The following is a 23,367-nucleotide window of genomic DNA, read 5'->3' as shown; positions in this document are numbered from 1 at the left end:
ACGATAGCGCTATAAACTATAGGATGCTAATACAGCTTAAATATGAGCTATGTTATAATTCTGATCACGTTAAATGACAGGACTAATACAGCTCAATTACCCAAAAATTAAACTTATTCATTCTAAATAAAGAACCTTTATGTCAAAACCTTCGTTCGATGCTCAAACCCTCTCGGCCAGTTTGCGCACTGCCAAACACCAACCGCGTAAGCGTTTTGGTCAGAACTTTTTGCATGACAGCAGCATTATCCGTCAAATTGTCGATAGCATACGTCTAGAACATGATGATAATTTGATCGAAATTGGTCCTGGGATGGGCGCTTTGACTGAGCCGTTGCTAGCGGAGGTGGATGCTATGACGGTGGTGGAGCTCGATCGCGACTTAGCAGATAGCTTACGCATCCGTATCGGTGCCAACAGCCATCCCAACTTTACGATTATTAAAGCCAATGCGATGGAGGTTGACTACCGAGAGCTTTATAGCACCGAGCGCGGCAAGCTGTGCATTGTTGGTAATCTACCTTATAATATCTCGACTCCCATCTTGTTTCACTTATTGAGCTACGCTGATGTTATTCAAGATATGCATTTTATGCTACAAAAAGAAGTGGTTGAGCGTATTACTGCGGATGTCGGTAGCAAGACTTATGGGCGTCTTTCAGTGATCATGCAGTATCACTGCGAGACCGACTATCTACTCACGGTACCTCGCGGTGCTTTTAATCCGCCGCCTAAGGTGACAAGCGCAGTTTTTCGTCTGACGCCGCACACTACCAAACCTGTGGTCGCTGAAGATGAAGAACACTTTGCTATTGTTGTTCGCGAAACCTTCAATCATCGCCGTAAAACGCTCCGCGCTATCTTTAAACAATCGGCTTTACTACCAACGCTAAGCGAAGATGATTTTGCAGCTTGTGAGATTAACCCGCAAGCGCGGCCTGAGACGTTGAGTGTTAGCGACTTTGTCACCCTTAGTAATCGCTCTGGCACTTTATTGAGAGCAGAGTAATGCGCACAAAGTAATAAAATAGCGCAAGATATCAGCGTTTTTTAGCTTTTTAGAATTTACCTTTTAGAAGATGAGTTCTCAGCTCCAAAAATAATAATCGACTCTTGAGGTTTTATGAGTTTTCGTCATCAGTATGTTATCGGCGACTTACAAGGTTGCCATAAAGCTTTTCAGCAACTATTAAAGACTTTAGATTTTGACCCAAAACAAGACAGGTTATGGTTTGCAGGCGATTTAGTCGCGCGCGGTGAAGACTCGCTCAATACGCTGCGTGAGGTCAAAGCGCTGTGTGAGCAAGGCGCTGCTGCCACCGTGCTGGGTAATCATGATATCAATTTAATCGCGGTATGGCGCGGCGCGGCAAAACTTAAGAAAAAAGATAAAACCGCGCCTATCTTTGCCGCAGAGGACAAGGATGAACTACTAGAGTGGCTGCGTCATCAGCCTATTTTAACTTATCCCAACGCGCAAACGGTGCTAGTACACGCAGGTATTCCACCGCACTGGACGATTGACGAAGCGGCAGGCTACGCTAGAGAATTAGAAGCACAGCTGCAAGGCAATATAGAGAAGCTTGATAAGCTACTACCGAATTTATATAGCAAAAAAGCTGACATTTGGCACGATGATATCAGTGGCTATACCAGACTGCGTGCTATTAGTAACTACTTTACGCGCATGCGCTTATGTCAGCAAGACGGCAGCTTAGAATTTAGCTTTACCGGTAAATTAGAGGAGGCTATGCCAACAGACTATCTGCCTTGGTTTGAATGGCAAGTGCCCCGTGCCCGTAAGATCCTTTTTGGGCACTGGGCCGCGCTAAAGGGCAATGTGGATCTGCCGCATGCGCGCGCGCTTGATGGCGGCTGCGTTTGGGGTAATTATCTACTAGCCTATCGATTGAGCGATGGCAAAGTAATCACCTCAAGCGCCCATTGTCCTAAGCCTTAGCACAGCTTCTATATAAGGATAAAAGATAGTCTAATCTCCATTTGTTATCTTAAGCCTAGAGCTAAACCGTCCAAAGTATCTTTATCAATTAGGTAATTTGGGCGGTTTTTTGGGTTTTGGCAGAGGCGACTTAGCATTGCCAGTGGTTTTATCATCAGAGTGAGCTACCGACTCAGATTGTACCGTTTTAGACTCTAGAGTCTCTGACTCTAAGGTTTCAGATTCTAAAGTCTTAGTCACCTGCTCATATTGAATATCATCAGCATAAGGCACACTATTTAGCTCTTCATCTTTTAGCCCATCGTCCAAATCGATAACTTTCTTAAGTCTATTAGCGCCTGTGTTTTGCGCTGTATTTTGTGTACTGTGTTGCGCTGAATTTTTTGTAACGTCTGCCCGCATAGTAGAAGCAGGGTTAGTGTAATGAATATCGGTATTTTCTTGCGCGACTGATTGCACCACCTCTGGTGATATTTTGACATCAGACAGCCGTCTTATCACATAGTTGCTTGGTAGGGCTTGCTTACCTTTTTGCGCTGAGCTGTCCTCAAATATCATATGTCCTTGTCTATCGATACGAGCATAACTCATTGGCTTGGGGCGGGGCCAAAAAAAGTCAGAAGGATGGCTTATCACATGACCGAAAACAAGCCGTGTGAGGCGACTCCATTCAAAGAAGCGTACTTCTTTTGAGCGTAAAGCCACAAACAGCGCTAATGAAAAACTCACCATCAAGTTGACGATACCGATTAAGGCAACCCCCAAAATCGAGATCGCAATTAGACCCCAGCTCATATCAGCAGCGGGTAAATTAAACAATCCATGGGCAAGGTTGGCTGAGGCAAAGGCGATGTGGCGAATATCGATAGGTAGACCGAAAATATAGCCGATCGTTGCCGTACTGCCTAAGAATACGCCAAATAAAAAGTTGCCCATAATCGCCCCGAGATTGGCTTCCACAAAACCGCCTAAACGTATGAGCCAAGATTTTGGTAAGACGAAATTTAGCAACCTATGACGCTGAATACGCGCGCCTATATTGTTATAAACCGCCAAGTTATCATAGTAGCCAGCGATTAGGCCCGACAAGAACAAATACACCCCAGCAATGGCAGCATGAGGTAGCGCAAGAGAGCGAAAGGGGTCGAGATCATGAAGTAAGCTGGCTGCCTTATCAGGATCGATCATCGGCACGCCACTGTATTGCCACCAAGCAAAAGAGATAAGCAGGGCGACTGGTATCGCTAGCATGATGTTACCCATGATAGCGATAAACTGCGTGCGCAAAATATCGACGACCAACTCAGAGAGCTTGGTCAGCTGATGGGATTTTTTGCCGGAGCCATCAGAGATAGTAGATGCGATAGCCGCTGCCGTCATCGCCGGCTGTTTGGTTGCCACCGTACCATGGACGACGTGGATAAAGACAAATCCTAAGCCATAGATCATGCTATTAATAAAGGCGCGACCCATCGGGGCAAGGGCTAAGTGATAAGCGGATATCTTCAAAGTCGCCATAAAAGCAATAAAGAAACCACCGATGGAAGCCTTTTTGAACATCTTTTTATAACCGGCTTTATCAGTGCTAATATAATGCTCACCAACGCGGCTGGCATTTTCGGTAACTTTTTTGGAGAGCAGTTTAGTATTATTATCGATCAGATAGCCGATACTATAACGACGACTGGCGGTACTGATAAGTGATTGAATCAGCTCAATGATAGCGCCGTCACGCTTATGGTCTACATCTGAAACCAGCTCTGTCAAGATACGAATACGCTGCAGACTTTGTTCAAGACGCATCATCATATTAGTCAGACGAATAGAGATACCCGTCTTGTAGATACGCTTACGAACGGTTGCTACTACCTCTTCACATTGCTCTAACATAACCAATAAAGGCGCCGCATCCACTGCTTGCTCAGGGGTGATATCAGTTAAGGTATCGAGCTCATGCGCTTGACGATACTGATTGACAAACAGCACTGCTTCTTGATTTTGAGCCACAAAAGAGGCGGAGTAATTCAATATTTGTGGATAGGATTCCATCAGTTCGGGATGTAGTCCTATGCCGCTGACGCGGTAGGAGAGGATAATAATAGCGTTTAATATGCTGTTTTTGGCGGTAGCAACTAAATATAAATGCTCCTCTTTGATTTCGAGAAGGGCAACCAGCTTATCCCATTTATCTTTATCGATATGGGCAAGCCAGCGCTCATCAGTGCTTTTATCAAACAGATAGCCGACCAGCTCAACGACTGAATCCTCTTGTGGCAGCAGAGGTAAGAATCTATGTCCTATGAGGCGTCGTAAACTGCTAAAAAATCCCTGATCTGACATGATGCCGGTATCGGTATACAAGGCAATTTGACGATACTCAATGATCAGCTTGATCACGAAGCTGGCAAGCCCGTCTCCGTACTCTGGATGTTTTTGCAAGATATCAATAAGTGCCTGTATCTTCTGATTGGCAAGCGCAGGCTCTTTATCAGTCACTCGCAGCTCATCGATTAAGCGTTTAAGCACAGAAGGTTCTGGCACATCACTTAAGGCAGTAATCTGCTGTAAAATACGCTTTATTTCAGACACATGGTACCCTTAGTTATTTTTATAGAGTAAGCCGTTAAGGAATAAAAATTAGCAAGCATTAAGTCAGTTGCTGATCTACAAATACTCACACGATATTTTAATCGGAACCCATGGTTTAAGGTTAATTATTTTGTTAGCAGTTATTTATAGGGCTAAAAAATTAATACAGACAAAAAAAGGACAGTTCAAAACTGTCCTTTCTTCTTATAAAATTTATGGTACTACTTATGGTACTAAGTCATACAAGCATAAAGCTTGAAAATACACAATGCTACGTTATCTGTTTAGCGAATAGCTGTATTAACTAGTAGCGGTGTCAAAATAAGCAAGATCAAAGTCCATCATCGGACCGCTGCCAGTTTCGACCATCTGTACATGGGCATCGATACGCGGCAAAATACGGCCAACGAAATAATCTGCAAGCTTCGCTTTATTGGTATAAAACTCACCTTCCTTACCATCAGCGGCTTCGACCATCATCGCGAACATATAAGAGTAGCATAGATAACCAAAGGCATGCATAAAGTCTACGGCACAGCCGTTGATCTCGTTTTTGCGCTCACTGATGTTGGCGAGTACCGTTGTGGTCAAGCTCTCAATCTTGTCAGCCGCTGCTAGTGTCGCTCGCTTAACTTTATGATCCGCTTGCATGTTATTCACAAAATCACGAATTTCGTTTAAGAAGTTATTGATATATTTGCCATTATTACGCGCCACTTTTCGGCCCAATAAATCGAGGGCTTGGATACCGTTAGTGCCTTCATAAATCTGAGCAATACGCGTATCACGAACGATTTGCTCCATACCCCATTCGCGGACATAGCCGTGACCGCCGAACACTTGCTGACAATCAATGGTAGCTTCAAGCGCTTTATCGGTTAAGAAACCTTTGGCAACCGGCGTCAATAAAGCCACACGAGCTGCTGCTGCTTTGGCAACTTCCGGATCATCACTGAACTTTTCTTTGTCGAGATTCTGTGCGACATACATCGCAAAGCAGCGTGACGCTTCTGAGTTGGCTTTGGCATTAAGTAACATACGGCGCACATCGGCGTGATGGATAATTGCATCGGCAGGTTTTTCAGGACTTTGCAATTGAGTATCGCTACGACCTTGACCACGATCATTAGCATAGATAACGGCGTTTTGATAAGCCAGCTCAGAGCCACCAAGACCTTGCAAGCCCATAGTCACGCGCTCGTAGTTCATCATTACAAACATTGAAGATAAGCCAGTGTTTTCAGCGCCGACCATCCAGCCTTTGGCGTCATCAAAATTCATCACACAAGTAGCTGAGGCTTTGATGCCCATTTTATGCTCGATAGAGCCGACGGCTAAGGTGTTGCGCTCGCCTAAGCTACCATCTTCATTCACCAAGAATTTAGGGACGATAAATAACGAAATACCCTTTGAGCCTTCTGGTGCGTTTGGCGTTTTGGCCAATACTAAGTGAATAATATTGTCAGTCAGGTCATGCTCGCCGCCGGTGATGAAAATCTTAGTACCAGAGATTTTGTAGCTACCATCATCATTAGGCACGGCTTTGGTTTTGATAATACCTAAGTCTGTACCAGCATGGGGCTCGGTGAGGCACATCGTACCTGACCATTCGCCATTATACATCTTCTCAAGATAAGTCTCTTTTTGCTCATCACTGGCCGCCGCGTTCATACATAGCGTCGCGCCAACCGTTAGGTTAGGGTAGAGGGCAAAAGATTGATTAGTAGTAAAGATCATCTCTTCGGTCAGCATCGTCACCATTTTAGGAAAGCCTTGACCACCGTACTCAGGATCACCGCTTAATCCCACCCAACCAGATTCAGCATATTGCTTATAGGCTTCTTTGAAGCCAGTAGGGGTCGTTACTACGCCATCGCCTTCAAAAGTTGCGCCTTCTTCATCACCGCTGCGATTGATGGGTAATAAAACATTTTTTGATAACTTTGCCATCTCTTCCAAGATCATATCGACAGTATCCGTGTCAACATGAGCAAGCTTATCAGTACTTTGCCAAAATTCATGGGCACGAAAGACATCGTTTAAGATAAAGCGCATGTCATTAAGAGGGGCATTATAAACAGCCATAAAAAATCCTTTCATTCAAATGTAGTAGAAAAATCGGCAAGTATCAGTGGCGATACGGGCCTAGCGTCTAGCTTAAAATCTAGTGTTGATAAGTGTGACAAGCTAGGCCGGTATATCGATTATCAAAAATACTAAGAGCATTACAATCATTAAAGTTTAGCAAATTAGCGCATTATCATGTGTGTTTGTTCGTGAATACTGGGTGCACCAAAAGTTTCACAATAGCCTTGTGGTCTTTAATTTAGGCTTAAAGCCTCGTAGTATAATTAAAGATAGTCTAATTAAAGCACTTTATATCAATATTTTGCAGAAACAAACAAAAACAGCGACATACCTAAGTATCTCGCTGCTCTGTAAAGTAAGCAAAAGCTCGCTTCAACTCAATATTTTATGACATTAGCTCAAAAGTACGGTCAGCTTAAAAAGCAAACTGTTCTGCATCCATACTCATAAACGGCTCAGCACCAGTGCTGATACGTTGAGCATAGGTGCTGGTACGTGGTAGCAGCTTAGTGTAGAAGAACTGAGCGGTCTTGACCTTAGCATCATAAAACGCTTTTTCGCTATTACCGTTAGCAATCTCAGTTTGTGCCACTAAGGCCATACGAGCCCATAAATAAGCTTGAGTGACATAACCACTAAAGTACATGTAATCAACCGCAGCACCACCTACTGCTTGTGGGTCTTGTGCTGCTTGCTCACCAATCTCTTTAGTCAGCTCGCCCCATTGCTTAACATGCTGCATCAGCGGACGGGTAAACTGAGTCATGTCGCTATTGTCTTTATTTTCTTCACAAAAATCAGTAATAACTTTAGTGAAGTTGGCTAGCAATTTACCTTGTGAGCCTAAGACCTTACGACCAATCAAATCAAGCGACTGAATCTGCGTAGTACCTTCATAGATACAAGAGATAGTACTATCACGGACGTTTTGCTCTAAGCCATATTCCGTACAAAAACCACTACCGCCCATAACTTGTACGCCATGGCCTGCCGCCTCTAAGCCAGTTTCGGTTAAGAAAGCTTTACCGATTGGCGTTAACAATGACAACATCTGATTGGCGTATTCTTGCGCCTCGCCTTTACCTTTGGCGACGATATCAGCAAACTGAGACATATAGCTGATAAGCGCACGGCCGCCTTCAGCAAATGCTTTGGTGGTCAATAACATATCACGAACTGCAGGATGGACAATGATAGGGTCAGCTGGCTTTTCTGGTGCTTTTGCGCCATCGAGTGAGCGGAAGGCTAAGCGATCTTTTGCAAAAGCTAAGCCGCCTTGGAAGGCAAACTGAGCTGCAGTGACGCCTTGAATAGCGGTACCGATACGCGCCACGTTCATGAAGGTAAACATAGCGTTTAGGCCGCGATTTTCTTCGCCAATGAGCCAGCCCGTTGCGCCATCATAGTTCATTACACAGGTCGCTGAAGCTTTGATACCCATTTTGTGCTCGATAGAGCCGCAAGAGACGGCGTTGCGTTCGCCTAAGCTTTGGTCATCATTGACCATGAACTTGGAGACTACAAACAATGACAAACCTTTGGTGCCTTCTGGAGCATTGGGTAGACGCGCTAAAACGATATGGACGATATTCTCAGACATATCGTGCTCGCCAGCTGAGATCCAAATTTTGCTACCTTTAATATTGTAGCTGCCATCATCATTAGGCTCAGCTTTGGTACGCACTAAGTTTAGATCAGAACCACACTGAGGCTCTGTCAAACACATGACTCCTGTCCATTCGCCAGAGACTAATTTTGGTAGGTATTTATTTTTTTGCTCATCAGTACCGTGATGCTCAAGAGTAGCTACGCAGCCCTCAGAGAGACCAGGATACATACCAAATGACCAGTTCGCAGTACCCATAAACTCAGAAATAGCTGAGTTAAGCGACATTGGCATATTCTGCCCACCAAATTCTTCTTCAGCTGTCAAAGAGGTAAAGCCAAGCTCACAGTACTGCTTATAAGCTTCTTTAAAGCCTTTAGGAGTAGTGACTACACCATTTTCAAAATGACAACCTTCAGCGTCACCACTTTGGTTCAAGGGCGATAGCTCATTTTCGGCGAAGCTAGCTGCGGTTTCTAAGTAGCTATCCACAATATCCGCTTCGATATGAGAGTAATCATCCATAGTTTGATAATGGGCGGTGCTATCTAGAAGCTCATGCATGACAAACTTCATATCACGAATAGGGGCTTTATATTGCATGGTATCCTGTCCTTTTTTTTGGGTATAACTAATGACGGCTTATCGCCGCTACAGTTATTTGGTCGTTATATTTTGGTCATTAAAATCTATTGATTGAAAGCTGTTTAGCAGACGATATAGGCAGCCAATTATCAACTAAAAAGGCTTATGGCAGCTCTCTAAAATCGCTACGATAACCATCAAAGAGGGATAACTATAATGATAACAATAGAGGTCTGAAAAATAGGCCAGTGAAAGCATCACTCGGCCTTCAACGCTTACCCTTAAAAGATAGGCTTTCATAAGCAATTATACAAGTTTTGAGCTAATACTGATAAGTCATCAACCTGCCTTGCAACCTTTATAGGATAAGCATTAGCGACAGTTTTTTATTAACATAGCGCAGCTTTTGCTAGTTATTTGAGCCGCTGAGCATCGAAGTGGCAGCTTCTGCATTAACCGGATGGCCTAGCCAATACCCTTGTCCATATAAGCAGCCCATCTCACGCAGCCGCTCATAATGCTGCTCAGTTTCTATGCCTTCAGCGACCGCTTGCATATCCAAAGCGAGCGCTAAGTCTAATATCGCTTGGACAATAGCTTGCTGAGTCTGATTCGAGCCAAGCTCTGAGACAAAGCTTTTATCGATCTTTATGAAGTCAAAAGGGTATTGCTGTAAATAACTTAAAGAAGCGTAGCCCGTACCAAAATCATCTAGCGCTAAACAAACTTTGAGTGCTTTGAGCTCGATGAGCCGCTGTTTTATATTGTTATTACTAGGCAGTAGCGATGATTCAGTCATTTCTATATGCAGCCGATGCGAGTCGATATGATATCGAGTTAATAACTGGCTAATCACCTTATTAAAGTCAGGATGACTAAATTCGGCGGCATCAGCATTGATACAAATATGTTGAGCAAACTCCATACTCTGCCATTTGACTAACATCTGGGCGACTTGTTCTGATAGCCGAGAAAATAGTGCGAATGAGAGACCGTAACTGATAATATCAGCGATAAAGTCTTTAGGTTTTAAAAGGCCGCGCGTCGGATGTTGCCAGCGTACTAAAGCCTCAAAACCAACAATAGATTTAGTCTCTAGATTGAATTTAGGCTGATAATAAGCGACGAATTGGTTATCAGCAATAGCTTTTGCTAAGAGTTGCTTTTGATCAGGTAGACTTACTGAGAGCTTATTATTTATAGAAGAGTATTCCATCTCGTCTTCATCTAGCAAATACTCTGATCGCGGCTCTTCAATTACGTCAGTGACAGAATCTTGTAACGTACCAATATAAAAAACCTTATCGTCGACAGTGAACTTTTGAAAGACGATAAGATAATGTAAGATTTGATGGTCTTTATTTGGTAAGGCAAAGGTCTTTTGATAACTGTTGTTATCTTGCAGGTGACCAGCCAAATCTTTTAAAATCTCAGGCTTGTGTTTTGTGAAGCACTGAGTGATAAAAGTGCCAAAAGGGTAACCAATCAGCAGGTTTTCACGGTAGCCGGTTAACCTCTCATAAGCACTATTCATCGATAAATAGCGCTTATCAGCATCCAAAATAAAGACGGCCTGATCTAACTGCTGATAGTAATTAGTAAGCAGTTGTTGTTTGTAGGTAGAGGAGAGAAGCTCAAAGGGAGTCATCGCGAATCTCGTGATAAAAACAAAGGCTTTATATTAAATAATCATTATAAGCAAAAAGGTCGCTATAGATGTTGCTGTATATTTAACGAAATACTGTTTTATCATAAAGGGTTTATCGTGATAAAAACACGCTAGTCTATACCTTTAAGATAAAGTCTGTTACGGCTGAGACAATGCATACAAAGTAGACAGCGCTACGACAGGCGCGGTTTCAGTACGCAGTACGCGCGCGCCGATTTGCCATGGCAAAAATCCGACTTGTGCTGCTTGCTGGCATTCCGCTGCGCTTAACCCTCCTTCAGGGCCTATAAGGAGCTGAAGATAAGGGTTTTGTGTCGCTAACACTTCACTAAGTGCCACTGGCGTCGAGGGTTGGTCGGCAGCAGGTACACTCAGCTGCAAACGTAAATCTACTGGGCGCTTTAGTTTCTGATAATACTTATCTTGGCTTAAGGTGGAGACGCTGGCGCTGACTGCTGCTGATAAAGGCGTCTGTGCGGCGTCGCTACCGTTATCAGCCGCGCTTTGTACTAGCCATTGCTGTATAGGTAAAGGAGCTAAGATCAGTGGCACACGATTCAAGCCGCATTGCTCACAGGCGGCAATAGCAATCTGCTGCCAGTGTGCCAGCTTCTTGTCGACTTGCGCCGGCTTGAGAGTGACTTCACCATGCTGACTGCTGAGCAGTTGAATCGCACTCACGCCAAGCTCTGTTGATTTTTGGATCGCATAATCCATGCGCTCACCGCGGCTCATAACCAAGCCGATTTTAGTCATTACTGGTGCGGTGCGATCGATGTCATTATAAGAGAGTAGAATAGCTGTCGCTTGTTTCTTGCTAATGGTTTGTAGCTGGACTTGGTATTCGCCGCCAAAACCGTCGAACAGTATCCCTTGATCATTAATATTGGCTCGCAGTACACGGCACCAATGATGAGTGATGGCTTCAGTCAGCTCAAGGCTTTGACCTACGGCTATGCTGCTAAGCTTTGGATACTCATTATTGTTAGTGGCATAAAAAAAACGTCGCACGCTAAAAGATTCCTGTTAGGATAAAATACGATATAAAAAGTAGCAAAAAAAACTGGCACTCCAAGAGTACCAGTAATTATACTTGCTTAAGCTAATATAGCAATGAGCGACCCTATCTATAGCTTTATACGCTAGCGGTCTCAGAGGCCAAGGTTTTAGAGCCTAAAGTTTCAGAGCCTAGGCCTAAAGCTTCAACCAAGCGCTTATTTGGCTCAACCTTGTTCATGCTATAGAAGTGCATGGCCGGTACGCCCTCACTTATTAAGCGCTCACAGAGACGATAGACAACGTCAAAACCAAACTCGCGAATGGCTTTGCGATCATCGCCAAAGTCCGCTAATTGTTTGCGCACATAACGCGGTATATCAGCGCCGCAGCTATCTGCAAAGCGTATGAGATTGCTTGAGTTGGTAATCGGCATAATACCGGCGACCAAGGGCTGAGCAGTAGTGTCAATACCGCGCTGCTCAAGCGCATCACGCAGATACAAGTAGCTATCGGCGTTATAAAAAAACTGCGTAATCGCCGTATCAGCGCCCGCTTTATACTTATTGACTAAGTTATCAATATCGAATAAAAAGCTTTTGGCTTGCGGGTGCATCTCCGGATATGCCGCGACTTCAACATGAAAATGATCGCCTGAGTGCTCACGGATAAACTTGACTAAATCCAAGGCAAACGGTAGCTCGCCCATGCCGACTTGTCCTGAAGGCAAGTCGCCACGTAGCGCCACTAAACGGTTGATACCTAGACCTTTATAAAGATCTAGCAGCTCAGCAATCTCTACCTTATCATCACCGATACAAGAGATGTGCGGAGCCACTGGCGTATCGCTGCGCTTGCATAGCGCCTGTACTATATCTAAAGTGCGACTACGAGTCGAGCCGCCAGCACCGTAGGTCACTGAAAAATACGTTGGTGACAACTGGTTAAGCTCATCAAAAGTAGCGATTAGCTTCTCATGTCCCTGCTCAGTTTTGGCGGGGAAAAACTCAAAGGAGAAAGCAGGCTTACTCATAGTCACATTCCTTGGATTTAGTATTTGTATTCTTCAGGCTTGAACGGACCTTCGACTGGTACGCCTAAGTATTCTGCCTGCTTTTCAGTCAGCTTAGTCAGCGTGCCGTTGAAGCCTGCTACCATAGCAGCGGCGACTTCTTCGTCAAGCTTTTTGGGTAATACTCTGACATATAAGTTGTCAAAACGCTCATCAACGGGCAGATCCGCAAATTTTTCATCGAATAGATACATCTGAGCCAATACTTGGTTGGCAAAGGAGCCATCCATCACTCGTGATGGGTGACCGGTTGCGTTACCTAAGTTGACCAAGCGGCCTTCAGCAAGCAAGATAAGGTAATCGTTCTCATCATCCGAGCGGAAAATTTGATGAACTTGTGGCTTCACCTCACTCCAGCGCCAGTTATCACGCATAAACTGGGTATCAATTTCGGTATCGAAGTGACCAATATTACAAACCAAAGCGCCAGGCTTTAGTGCCGCTAGCATGTGTTTGTCACAAACGTGATAGTTACCCGTAGTGGTAACAATCAAATCAGTGTCTTCTAGCAGACGCGTGTTGATACTGTCGCTACCACCAGTATTATCGCCATCAATATATGGCGATAGCACTTCATAGCCATCCATACAAGCCTGCATAGCACAGATAGGATCGACTTCTGAGACGCGTACGATCATGCCTTCTTGGCGCAGGCTTTGGGCAGAGCCTTTGCCGACATCGCCATAACCGATGACTAGAGCGCGTTTGCCCGCCAAAAACATATCAGTACCACGTTTGATGGCATCGTTTAAGCTATGACGGCAGCCGTATTTATTATCATTTTTGGATTTAGTAACCGCGTCGTTGACGTTGATGGCTGGTACTTTGAGCGTGCCATTTTTGAGCATCTCAACCAAACGGTGTACACCAGTGGTGGTCTCTTCAGAGATACCATGAATGATATCTAGCATTTGCGGATAGTCATTATGCACAAGGGCGGTCAAGTCACCACCATCATCTAGGATCAAGTTAGCATCCCAAAGCTGTCCTGATTCTTCGCCGCCAACGTGGATTTGCTGACGCAGGCACCATTCGTACTCTTCTTCAGTCTCGCCTTTCCAAGCGAACACCGGAATACCAGCTGCTGCAATAGCGGCCGCTGCATGATCTTGGGTCGAGAAGATGTTACAAGAGGTCCAGCGTACTTCGGCACCAAGCGCAGTAAGCGTCTCGATAAGCACGGCAGTCTGGATGGTCATGTGGATACAACCGGCAATTTTTGCGCCTTTTAGCGGCTGATCGGCCTCATAGCGGCGACGCAGACCCATAAGGGCAGGCATCTCAGCTTCGGCAAGGGTAATTTCACGGCGGCCATAATCAGCAAGGCTGATGTCAGCCACTTTATAGTCAGTGAAAGTGGGGTCGATGGTGTGGACAGATGGGGTATTAGACACTGCGTCCATCATATGCTCCTATTGTTAATAGATGTATGATAAAAAATAAAACGCAGGTGCCGTTGTTCATGCTTTTGATAAAAAGCTACCGAGCCTAACATAAAGAGCTATTAGCATAGTTTTAAAAGTTAAAATTACGAATCAGCTTTTATGGTGCAACACCTCTCGGAGGTCGTTATTGTAATATATGCGCTGCAGATTGTCACCTTTTGGTGGATATAATTAGTGAACGCTTATGGCATTAACCAGCATAAATAAAGGCTATCGAGTGATAGCCTTTATTCTTGATAAACTAAGTTTTAACCGGTGCTAAGTAAGCTTAATACCAGTCATAGGTTAGTGAGGTGAAATAACTAGTACCTTCTGTGGCATATTCATTACCGAATTGACTGGCAAGGGTATAGTCCTCATCAGTGATATTATCTATACGTAGATTAGCCCGAAGATTAGGATTGATATAAACACTACTACTCAAGTTGACTAGGGTATAGCTATCTAGCTTGGTTTGATTGGCTACGTCTGAAAACCTATCATCAGTATGCTTAGCTTCAAGACGCAAATCATAGCTAGGTTGCTGATAACCAACATAGATTAAACCACTATTTTTGGGACGGTAGACAAGCTCGTTACCTTTATTAGAACTTCCCGAGGTATTATTCTCTGCTTTTAGGTAATCATAGCCCAAGCCAAAAATGAAAGAATTAACCTGCCAATCTGATGTCAGGCTCAACCCCTTAATTTTTGCTTCAGCAGTGTTAGTATTGCCGCCAATCAAATCTTCAACATCGGTATGATAGCCTGTCAGACGCGACACCTGATTGCCTTTGTTATATTCGACAAACACTTCTGTATTTTTACTGGTTTCAGGCTTCAAATTTGGGTTGCTATAGCCGGGATAATATAAATCATTGAAAGTTGGCGCGCGAAATCCTGTAGAGTAGCTAGCACCAATACGCACACCGTCTAACGGAAGAATAGCCGCGCCTATATTGTAAGTACTTTCATTACCATATTGTGAATTGTCATCAACGCGGTAGTTAGCTTGCAGGTCATAATACGTATCTGCTAATTGATAGCCAACAAAAGCACTTTTTACCTTTCTGTCATCAGGGTTATATGCGGTTTGAACAGGAGGAGTAGTGTCAGGGTAAGGGGGATAGACCAATACGTCTGAGGCATCCAATTTTTGCGATAACCATTCTGCGCCAACGATAACTGTGCCAGGTTGCGCATTGATGCTAGTCTCTAAGCGTGCCTGCTCTTGAGTAGTATCAAACTGGCTACCCTCGTTGTAATCAATGGAATTAGCATCATAAGAGGTAGATTTATCTATACTTTGACCATAGCTGAGCTTAGTAATCGTTAATGGAGTTTGATACTGAACAAAAGCATTAGCACTGCCATTTTTCTGATCTGAATGAACATCAGGAAAAGCATTTCCTCCTGAATCAAACTCAGTTGTAGAGTCTGAGTATAAACCGCTGACTCCTGCAGTTAATTCGTCAGTGAACCGATGCTGTAAGACCAAACTTGCGTTAGTAGACTCAAAGCCATCGTCATCATCGTTGTAATCATAAGAGTCAGAGTTGGCAATCGCATTAAAACCATCCGTTTCATTGCGACTGACACCTAAACTTAATGATGAAGTATCATTTTTGAGCTGACCGGTTATACCCACTTGATAGTGATTATTACTGCCGTAACCAGCTGTGGTAGAAATATTAGACTGCTCTACGTTATTACCTTTCGTAAAAATTTGAATCACACCGCCCATAGCGTCTGAGCCGTAGACACTAGAACCTGATGCGCCGTATAGTATTTCAATACGATCTATTTGCTCGACGGGTAATAGGTTTAATGATGGAGTGCCGGTTGAGATAGAGCTGTAGCGAATACCATCGATAATCACAAGAACTTGCTTGCTATCATAGCCACGCATATAAAAATTACTAATAGTTCCCATACCGCCGCTTTGCGAGATGTTTATACCAGATTGACTCTTAAGAACATCTACGACCGTCTGACCTTGATAACGCTGTAACTCCTCTTTATCAATCACTCGTGTCTGCGCAATAACGTTGCTGGTCTTAGTTGGCGTACGCGTGGCAGTTACGACGATTTTATCTAGCTCAACTTCTGGTAATGCGTCGTCGTTAACGGGACTTGGAGTCGTGGCAGCGTTGGCACTTATCGCACACAGGCCAAGCGTGCTCAAAATACAAAGTCGTAGGTAAGGGGTAGAAGAAGCTAACAACAGCATAGTGTTTTCCAAAGTTATTAAATCAAAAGGAAGCAGAGAAAGGTGCCAATTATACAAAAATAGTCAAAGATAATAGCAGGCAAAGTTAACAAGGTTTAGCGTAGTCATACCAAAAGTTAGAGCCACTAAAAAAGCCATACCCTGTAAGGCTTTTCTTATTGCTGAATTATAACGGTTTGTAAGCTATTTTAAATGAATAAATATTCAGTAAAGGCTGAGCGCTACTCAGCCTAATTCGCAAACTGGTGGAATAAAATAATTCTTGCTATGAATCAGCGGGCTAGCTTATTTATTAATAATACAGCTTGGCTGAAATGTATTTTTTGTAGCTTACAAAATAATTTGTCTAAAAGTAGGCAAACATAAATAATTTAGTGATAAATAATTGTTATCATAGCGATGGTTTGCATGCTGTAGTGGTTTAATTATTTTATACCTACTCAAATTTATACCAACTCAAAAGTCAAGTTACCAAGCCCAATAACTAAATGATGAGGTCTGTTTTGTCTATCGAGCGTTACAAAGAGTCAGCCACAACGCCAGTACCATCTCCCAAGGTTTTCATAATCATAGCGCTTATGCTAGCGATGTTTATAGCGGTGCTATCGACGCCTGCTCTCGCGGCAGAGCCAAGCGCCTTAGGCGTCGGGAGTAGTGCTGGCGAGAGTAGTGAAGAGAGCGCTAGATCACCGATACCAGACTCTTTTGGGCGCGATACGCCAAGGCAAACGGTGCAAAGCTTTATCAATGCTTTGAGTGAAAACGATTATTTACTGGCGAGTAATTATCTTAATTTATCCAAATCAGATAACCCAACGCCTATCGTGCGCCAATTCAAGCAAGCCTTAGATGCAGGAGGGCGCTTTCAGCCTGATTTGCAAATCAATAATACGCCAGAAGGCAACCTTGCCGATCAGTTGCCGCCCGATCAAGAGAAAGTTGGTAATATCAGTATCAATGATAAGAATGTCTCGCTCATACTAGAGCGAGTCGTCGCTGAAAATGGCAAGCAGTATTGGCAGTTCTCTAGTGATACGCTGAGCTTAGTACCAGATGTGATTGAAAATACTGAGCCAACCCTGATATCGCGTTATACCATGGAGAGCTTAGAGGACGAAAAGTTATTCGGCTATCAGTTGGCAGATTTAGTAGCCGCTATCATGCTGGCCCTAGGTAGTTTTTTAGTCACTTATATCGCGGTATGGCTCTGCTATCACTTTTTGCGTATCGCTTATCCGCGAGTGCGCGGCGAGCCTTTACCACTACCAAATAAGATCATTCTACCGTTATCAGTCGTCATAATGGCGTTGATACTCTCTGAGGTAATGGTCTACTCTGGGGTATCTGTGACGCTGCGTGAGCCGATCAATCGCTTCACTGATATTGCTTCTTGGTTAGCAGTGACTTGGCTGCTGCTACGCATGGTAGATGTGCTATTTACTCGAGCTGTTAATTTAAGCTATAAAAAGAACTACATTGAGCGCGTTTCTATCTTAGGGCTGATGCGTAAGATAACTAAGGCGCTGCTGCTCATCTTTGCCGTGATTGTCATCTTCGGCAATTTAGGCTTTGATCTGACAACGGGTATTGCCGCTCTAGGTGTTGGTGGTTTAGCCTTAGCACTTGGTGCGCAAAAGACGATTGAAAACTTAGTCGGTAGTGTCGTGGTCGTCGCGGACTCGCCGGTACGCATAGGCGATTATTGTAAATTTGGGACTTATGAAGGGACAGTGATCGATATTGGTATTCGTTCTTCACGGGTACGTACTTTAACCCGAACCATTGTCACTGTACCCAATGGCGATTTCTCCTCCATGCAAATTGAGAACTTCACCTCGCGTGATATGTTCCAGTTTTTGCATAATTTATATATCAAACGCAGTGCTGATATCAACGTGATCTTTGAGATGGTCAACGATTTAGACACACTACTAAAAGAGCACGAACTGACCAATAAAGAGTGGAATCAGGCTAACATCTTAGAGCTGCGCCAAGACTGTTATATTATTCAGCTAAGAGCCTACGTTAATTCCTTCGATGTGATTGAGTTTTATGGTAAACAAGATACTCTGCTAGTCGATATATTGACCAAAGTCAAAGACTACAAAGTGGAACATGCTCTACCAACGCAGCAGTTACTCGTCAATCAGGCTGATCTTGACCATCAGTCAGAGCCTGAGACTGCCGATGCTACCTCTAATGAGCAGACTAATAATGGATCAGAGGACGTAGTGAAGACTTCAGCTGCAGTGGTTGAGGAGAATAGCCCTTTACAGCTTACTGAAAAATCGGTTCAAGCAGATAGTTCTGATAGTAGTAAGATAGATAGTAGCCAGACGAATAGTACTAAGAGTGCGGTAAAAGATAAAAAGGCGGCTAAACTGGCTAAGAGTAAAGTCAGTAATCCTAATAAGTCTAAGCAAATTACTACCCTTAGATTGGCTAAGCGTAAATTTAAGCGCACCAAAAAAAGCTTCAATATCTCTATCTGGAATCAGCCTTGGAACAAGCCTTAAATCTCATCTTCGGCTATGCATAAAGCGCTGATAAAAGAAGCGACTATACTGGCATCGCTTCTTTGTTTTGTAGCCAGCCATAGTGCGCCCACAGTAGTAAGCTGGCAGCGCTAAGATAAGGGGACCAAGTCTGTGTCGCTATCTTTAGCTGTTTTGGGGTAGGGCGTTCGGGCAACTCTAACAGCGCCATAGCGGCTACTCTAATCGCTAAGTCATCGACCGCTAAGACATCAGCTCGTCCTAAAGAGAATAGTAGATACATCTCAGCGGTCCAGCGCCCTATACCAATAACTGCGGTCAAAGTGTCAATGACTTCGCTATCACTCATCGTTTTTAGTGTCTGATAATCGATATCGTGCGCCACTAACGAGCGAACATAGCGGATTTTTTGTCTAGACAGACCTTGCGCTCTTAAGTCCTCATCGCTTGCTTGTATAATTGCTTGCGCTGAGGTTAACTTTGCATTAGAGAGCTTCTGCCAAATACTACTAGCTGCGGCGACGGATAGCTGCTGGCCAACTATCGCTCGTAGTAAAGCTGCAAACCCGCCTTCATTACGCCGTAAATCCGGCACGCCCACTTGCTCATAGACAACCGCAAATCTTGGTTCTACCTCGATAAGGGCTTGGATGTGCGCTTTTAGTTCAGCTGAAGTATCAAGGGTATTGATGCTCATAATGATTCTCCCAATTATAAAAGTAATCACAAATTAGTCATAAAAAAAGACCGCGTTTAAGCAGTCCTTTTTTATAGATTGATAACTATAGTAGTGATAATGACAATATCAATAACTTATTCACCATCAGCTTTAGGTTTTTTTAGCAGCACTAAAACCGCACCATTACCACCATCTTTTGGCGGTGCTGAACAAAAAGCTAGCACTTCTGGTAGCTGACGTAACCAGCCATTAACGCAAGTTTTTAGGATAGCTTCCTGACCTTTACCGTGGACAATTTTTACCATGGTTTCGTTATTTCGCTTAGCTTGCACTAATAACTGAGTCATAGCTTCGCGCGCCTCTTCGATGGTGCAGCCGTGGATATCTACTGCATCATACCAGCGAAGCTTACCTTGCTTAAGCTGAGTAAAGACTTTATTTTGTAGCGTAGGCTGCTTGTAAGATAAATAAGCTTCGCTCGCTACTGGGTTCAATAGCGCTTGCATATCAGATAGGCCGGTACTTAGATCACCGTCTTCGTTACCTTGCGCTGCGGCGCGTTTCGATAAGGTCGCCGCGTCAGGCTTACCGGCTTTATTCGCTTTGACCGGTGAGCGTACATTTTTGTCTTCTAACTGATCGACGCCATGCATCGCTTGCATAAACAGTACTTTATCATCGTCGACATGCTCGCTGTCCATTTGTTTAACCGTCTTTTTGACCTGTTTTTGCGTCGGCAGAGAGACAGGCTCAGTCGGCTTTTGATTTTCGCCTTCAGGGCTATTAGTATCACGGCCTTTACTGAGTTGTCCTTTGAGCTCTTTGAGCTGATCTTGCATTTCTTTTGAAAATAGAGAATTTGCCATAATAAATATAAATCTGTTTGGTTGATAAAAATGAATGAGTAATTAAGCCTTTTAGGCTGCAGTACCGTGCTCTTATAGTGTTATTAGTAGGTGTACTTTACGCTTGTGTATCCACGCTCGCAAGTAAGGATTGTAACGCTTGTCCTGGATGATCGGTTTTCATAAACTGCTCACCAATTAAGAAATGCTGAATACCTTGCGCTAGCATCAGTTCAATATCGTCGCTGCTATGTATGCCACTTTCAGTAACGATAAGGGGTTCTATAGTCGCATTATCATTGGCTGGGGTTGCAAGCAATCTATCCTTCAGCTTTAAGGTGTTTTGTAGATCCACCTCAAAAGTATTTAGATCGCGGTTATTGATACCATAAATATTATGGACAGAGCGCGGCAACTGTAGTGCGCGCTCAAGCTCATCGCCGGTATGAACTTCTATCAGCACATCCATACCCAGCTCAATACTCAGTGCGTGCAGCTCGTAAGCTTGCGCATCGTCAAGGCAAGCCATAATCAACAAGATACAGTCAGCGCCAAGCAAGTAAGACTCATAAATCTGATAGACATCAATCATAAAGTCTTTACGTAATACCGGCAGGCTAGTGGCATTATAAGCTTGCAGCAAGTACTGATCATCGCCTTGAAAATAGTTACGATCGGTCAGTACTGATAGACAGCTAGCGCCGGCTTGCTCGTATTGCTGGGCAAATAGAGCAGGCGAGAAGTTGTGATTGATCACCCCTTTGGAGGGTGAGGCTTTCTTGATCTCAGCGATAATACCGATATCAGCTGCGCGTAAAGCAGTAGCAAAGCCGCGACGAGGCTGCATGTCCTCTTTGGTTTTAGCTTGTAGCTCCGCAAGCGAGCGCTGTTTTTTGACCGCAGCAACTTCTTGGTGTTTGGTCGCGACAATGCGCTGTAATACTGAGGGAATGTCGATATCTGTTGTTGTATTTGCAGTCATGATGATATCCAAAAGTAAGAACGATAGAGTAGTGGCTAGATGACAGTTAGGCTTGAGCGGCTAGTTGCTGGGTATACGCGGCTAGTGAATCAAGCTTAGTCAAAGCACTACCGTTTTGAATCACCTTTTGTGCGCGGCTAACGCCATTAGGATAGTTGCTAGCGAGTCCTGCGGTATAGATAGCTGCGCCGGCATTAAGGGCAATCATATCACGCGCCTTGATGACAGAGCGGTCATGAGTCTCTTCGCCTGATAAAGCGGCTTTGATGAGCGCCAGACTTTGCTTGGGTGAGTCGACATCGAGGCCGATCAGCGTTTGTGATTCAACACCGGCATCTTCTGGCATCATCTCATAGACCGTTATCTCACCATCTTTGAGCTCAGCGACGGTGGTGGAGGTGGCCAGACTGATTTCATCTAAACCATCTTTGGCACCGACGACCATCACATGCTGGGCGCCTAGGTTTTTCATGACTTTAGCAAGTGGTTCACAAAGTTGGGCGGTAAAGACGCCAATAACCAAGTTAGGCACGCCGGCAGGATTAGTCAAAGGCCCTAAGATATTGAAGATAGTGCGTGCTTTTAAGGCGCGGCGGACGGGATTGGCATAACGCATAGCGCTATGATGATTAGGGGCAAATAAAAAGCCAATGCCTTCATCTTCGATACACTTAAGGGCTTGGGCAGGGTCTAGCGCTAAGCTGATACCGGCTTGCTCTAGTAAATCTGAGCTGCCAGACTTGGTTGAGACCCCGCGGTTACCGTGTTTCGCGACTTGTGCTCCTGCGGCAGCGGCGACTAAAGCAGAGGCGGTGGAGACGTTAAATAAGTTGGCGCCATCACCGCCAGTACCAACGATGTCGACCAGATAATCGCATCCTTTAGGCTCGATGTTCGCTGCTAAGTTACGCATCGCACTAGCCGCAGCGGTAATCTCGTCGATAGACTCGCCTTTCATCCGTAGCCCAGTCAATATAGCACCCATCAGAGCATCGTTACATCTGCCTTGCATGATGATCAGCATTACCTGATGCATCTCATCAAAGGTTAGATCAATACGCTGCAAGATCCGATCTAAAGCGGAGGTCAGTAGTTTATGGACTTGCTCCTCTGAGAGTTGGGTAATCTGCTCTGGTGTGCTTTGAGATAGAGGGTCAGTGGTGTTTTCGGCGCTCATGATGCCTCGCTTATTATTATGATATTCGTTGATTATAGGGTTGATTTTAATCAGTTTTAGCAGTCTTAAGTTATTAACAAGATTTAGTTATTAACAAGCTATCACTATTGACAATGACTAACCAACTTGCGGTAATTCATCCGCGTCTAAAACCGCCAAATTATGGGTTTGCAAAAAGTTATTCAATAGCTGATAGCCCGCCGTACTCAAGATAGATTCAGGATGAAACTGTACCCCTTCAATAGCGAATTGCTTATGACGCACCCCCATAATCTCCTCAATACTACCATCCGCGTTTTGCGTCCACGCGGTTATCTCTAGACAATCAGGTAGGCTCGCTTTATCCACTACTAAAGAATGATAACGCGTAAAGTCAGTAGGATTTTCTAAACCCTTAAACACCCCTTCATAATTATGATAAACCGAAGATAAGCGGCCATGCATGACTGCGCCTGCTTTGACGACTTGTCCGCCAAAGGCTTGACCGATAGCTTGATGTCCTAAACAGATGCCTAATATCGGAATCACACCTTTAAAGGTATCAATCAGCGCCAGTGAAATACCAGCACGATCTGGATCGCAAGGGCCAGGGCCGATGACAATCAGCTTAGGGGCGAGCGTTTTGACTTGCTCGATTGTGGCCTGATCGTTACGCCAGACGGTGATATCCTGCTGTAGTTCACCGAAGTACTGTACAATGTTGTACGTAAAGCTGTCGTAATTGTCGATCATTAGAATCATTAGCGTTTACTCATGTAAAAAAGACGGTTTGCGGCTGGGTTTCTGCTTTGCTATCTTACCACTATTTTTAGCGCTAGCAAATTTCTAGGTTGTTAACAAGCAAAGGGCAGCCGCGATCAAAAATATAAATGCTCTTTCTAAGTAGGAATAGAGTATAGCCAACTGCACTGTTTTGGCGTTTAAAACCTAAAAAGCACCTGTATAGTGCATTTTTGCTTTATTAAGAGGC

16 protein-coding genes are annotated in these 23,367 nt (G+C 44.2%); 3 read left to right on the top strand and 13 right to left on the bottom strand.

Annotated features, from left to right (window positions below; translation table 11 throughout):
- The first annotated feature begins 139 nt into the window (after positions 1 to 139).
- Together rsmA and ACS8FD_RS00485 are read left to right on the top strand one after the other, a co-directional pair.
- Positions 140 to 1,009: a 16S rRNA (adenine(1518)-N(6)/adenine(1519)-N(6))-dimethyltransferase RsmA gene (gene rsmA / locus ACS8FD_RS00490; protein WP_439273936.1), complete on the top strand. Its 870-nt coding sequence runs from the start codon at positions 140 to 142 to the stop codon at positions 1,007 to 1,009.
- Positions 1,010 to 1,123: 114 nt separating this feature from the next.
- Positions 1,124 to 1,960, top strand: coding sequence for a symmetrical bis(5'-nucleosyl)-tetraphosphatase (locus ACS8FD_RS00485; protein WP_439273935.1), 837 nt, complete (start codon positions 1,124 to 1,126; stop codon positions 1,958 to 1,960).
- An 84-nt stretch (positions 1,961 to 2,044) separates the two neighbouring features.
- Here the strand turns inward: ACS8FD_RS00485 and ACS8FD_RS00480 are convergent, their stop codons facing one another.
- The 8 genes from ACS8FD_RS00480 to ACS8FD_RS00445 form a co-directional block, all read right to left on the bottom strand.
- The gene (locus tag ACS8FD_RS00480) at positions 2,045 to 4,549 is read right to left on the bottom strand and encodes a site-specific recombinase (protein WP_439273934.1); all 2,505 of its coding nucleotides are present in this window, start codon (positions 4,547 to 4,549) and stop codon (positions 2,045 to 2,047) included.
- Between the two features lie 300 nt (positions 4,550 to 4,849).
- Positions 4,850 to 6,634 carry an acyl-CoA dehydrogenase C-terminal domain-containing protein gene (locus ACS8FD_RS00475; protein ID WP_439273933.1) on the bottom strand — a complete coding sequence of 595 codons (1,785 nt, stop codon included), beginning with the start codon at positions 6,632 to 6,634 and terminating at the stop codon, positions 4,850 to 4,852.
- A 418-nt stretch (positions 6,635 to 7,052) separates the two neighbouring features.
- The gene (locus tag ACS8FD_RS00470; protein WP_439273932.1) at positions 7,053 to 8,846 is read right to left on the bottom strand and encodes an acyl-CoA dehydrogenase C-terminal domain-containing protein; all 1,794 of its coding nucleotides are present in this window, start codon (positions 8,844 to 8,846) and stop codon (positions 7,053 to 7,055) included.
- Positions 8,847 to 9,237: 391 nt separating this feature from the next.
- Positions 9,238 to 10,476, bottom strand: a complete 1,239-nt coding sequence (locus ACS8FD_RS00465) for an EAL domain-containing protein (RefSeq protein ID WP_439273931.1) — start codon at positions 10,474 to 10,476, stop codon at positions 9,238 to 9,240.
- Positions 10,477 to 10,635: 159 nt separating this feature from the next.
- Complete coding sequence (locus ACS8FD_RS00460) at positions 10,636 to 11,508, bottom strand: 16S rRNA (uracil(1498)-N(3))-methyltransferase (protein ID WP_439273930.1); 873 nt, start codon at positions 11,506 to 11,508, stop codon at positions 10,636 to 10,638.
- 124 nt (positions 11,509 to 11,632) lie between these two features.
- The gene (locus ACS8FD_RS00455) at positions 11,633 to 12,526 is read right to left on the bottom strand and encodes a methylenetetrahydrofolate reductase (RefSeq protein ID WP_439273929.1); all 894 of its coding nucleotides are present in this window, start codon (positions 12,524 to 12,526) and stop codon (positions 11,633 to 11,635) included.
- 17 nt (positions 12,527 to 12,543) lie between these two features.
- Positions 12,544 to 13,968 carry an adenosylhomocysteinase gene (gene ahcY, locus ACS8FD_RS00450; RefSeq protein WP_439274043.1) on the bottom strand — a complete coding sequence of 475 codons (1,425 nt, stop codon included), beginning with the start codon at positions 13,966 to 13,968 and terminating at the stop codon, positions 12,544 to 12,546.
- A 310-nt stretch (positions 13,969 to 14,278) separates the two neighbouring features.
- Positions 14,279 to 16,231: a TonB-dependent receptor domain-containing protein gene (locus ACS8FD_RS00445; RefSeq protein WP_439273928.1), complete on the bottom strand. Its 1,953-nt coding sequence runs from the start codon at positions 16,229 to 16,231 to the stop codon at positions 14,279 to 14,281.
- Positions 16,232 to 16,797: 566 nt separating this feature from the next.
- Here ACS8FD_RS00445 and ACS8FD_RS00440 point away from each other — a divergent pair.
- Positions 16,798 to 18,735 (top strand): mechanosensitive ion channel family protein, encoded by a 1,938-nt coding sequence (locus ACS8FD_RS00440; RefSeq protein ID WP_439273927.1) that lies wholly within the window; start codon positions 16,798 to 16,800, stop codon positions 18,733 to 18,735.
- Positions 18,736 to 18,778: 43 nt separating this feature from the next.
- On the opposite strand, the gene ACS8FD_RS00435 is transcribed toward ACS8FD_RS00440, so the two are convergent.
- The 5 genes from ACS8FD_RS00435 to ACS8FD_RS00415 form a co-directional block, all read right to left on the bottom strand.
- Entirely contained in the window at positions 18,779 to 19,411 is a 633-nt protein-coding gene (locus tag ACS8FD_RS00435; protein WP_439273926.1) for a DNA-3-methyladenine glycosylase family protein, read from the bottom strand.
- 116 nt (positions 19,412 to 19,527) lie between these two features.
- Positions 19,528 to 20,259: a Smr/MutS family protein gene (locus tag ACS8FD_RS00430; RefSeq protein ID WP_439273925.1), complete on the bottom strand. Its 732-nt coding sequence runs from the start codon at positions 20,257 to 20,259 to the stop codon at positions 19,528 to 19,530.
- A 97-nt stretch (positions 20,260 to 20,356) separates the two neighbouring features.
- Positions 20,357 to 21,220, bottom strand: coding sequence for an indole-3-glycerol phosphate synthase TrpC (gene trpC / locus ACS8FD_RS00425; protein ID WP_439273924.1), 864 nt, complete (start codon positions 21,218 to 21,220; stop codon positions 20,357 to 20,359).
- 46 nt (positions 21,221 to 21,266) lie between these two features.
- Positions 21,267 to 22,397, bottom strand: a complete 1,131-nt coding sequence (gene trpD, locus ACS8FD_RS00420; RefSeq protein WP_439273923.1) for an anthranilate phosphoribosyltransferase — start codon at positions 22,395 to 22,397, stop codon at positions 21,267 to 21,269.
- A gap of 117 nt (positions 22,398 to 22,514) precedes the next feature.
- On the bottom strand, positions 22,515 to 23,138 hold the full coding sequence (locus ACS8FD_RS00415; RefSeq protein ID WP_439273922.1) for an anthranilate synthase component II: 624 nt from the start codon (positions 23,136 to 23,138) through the stop codon (positions 22,515 to 22,517).
- Positions 23,139 to 23,367: the final 229 nt, after the last annotated feature.

Source organism: Psychrobacter sp. 1U2 (assembly GCF_051847575.1).
This window is presented reverse-complemented; position numbering and strand designations above follow the sequence as displayed.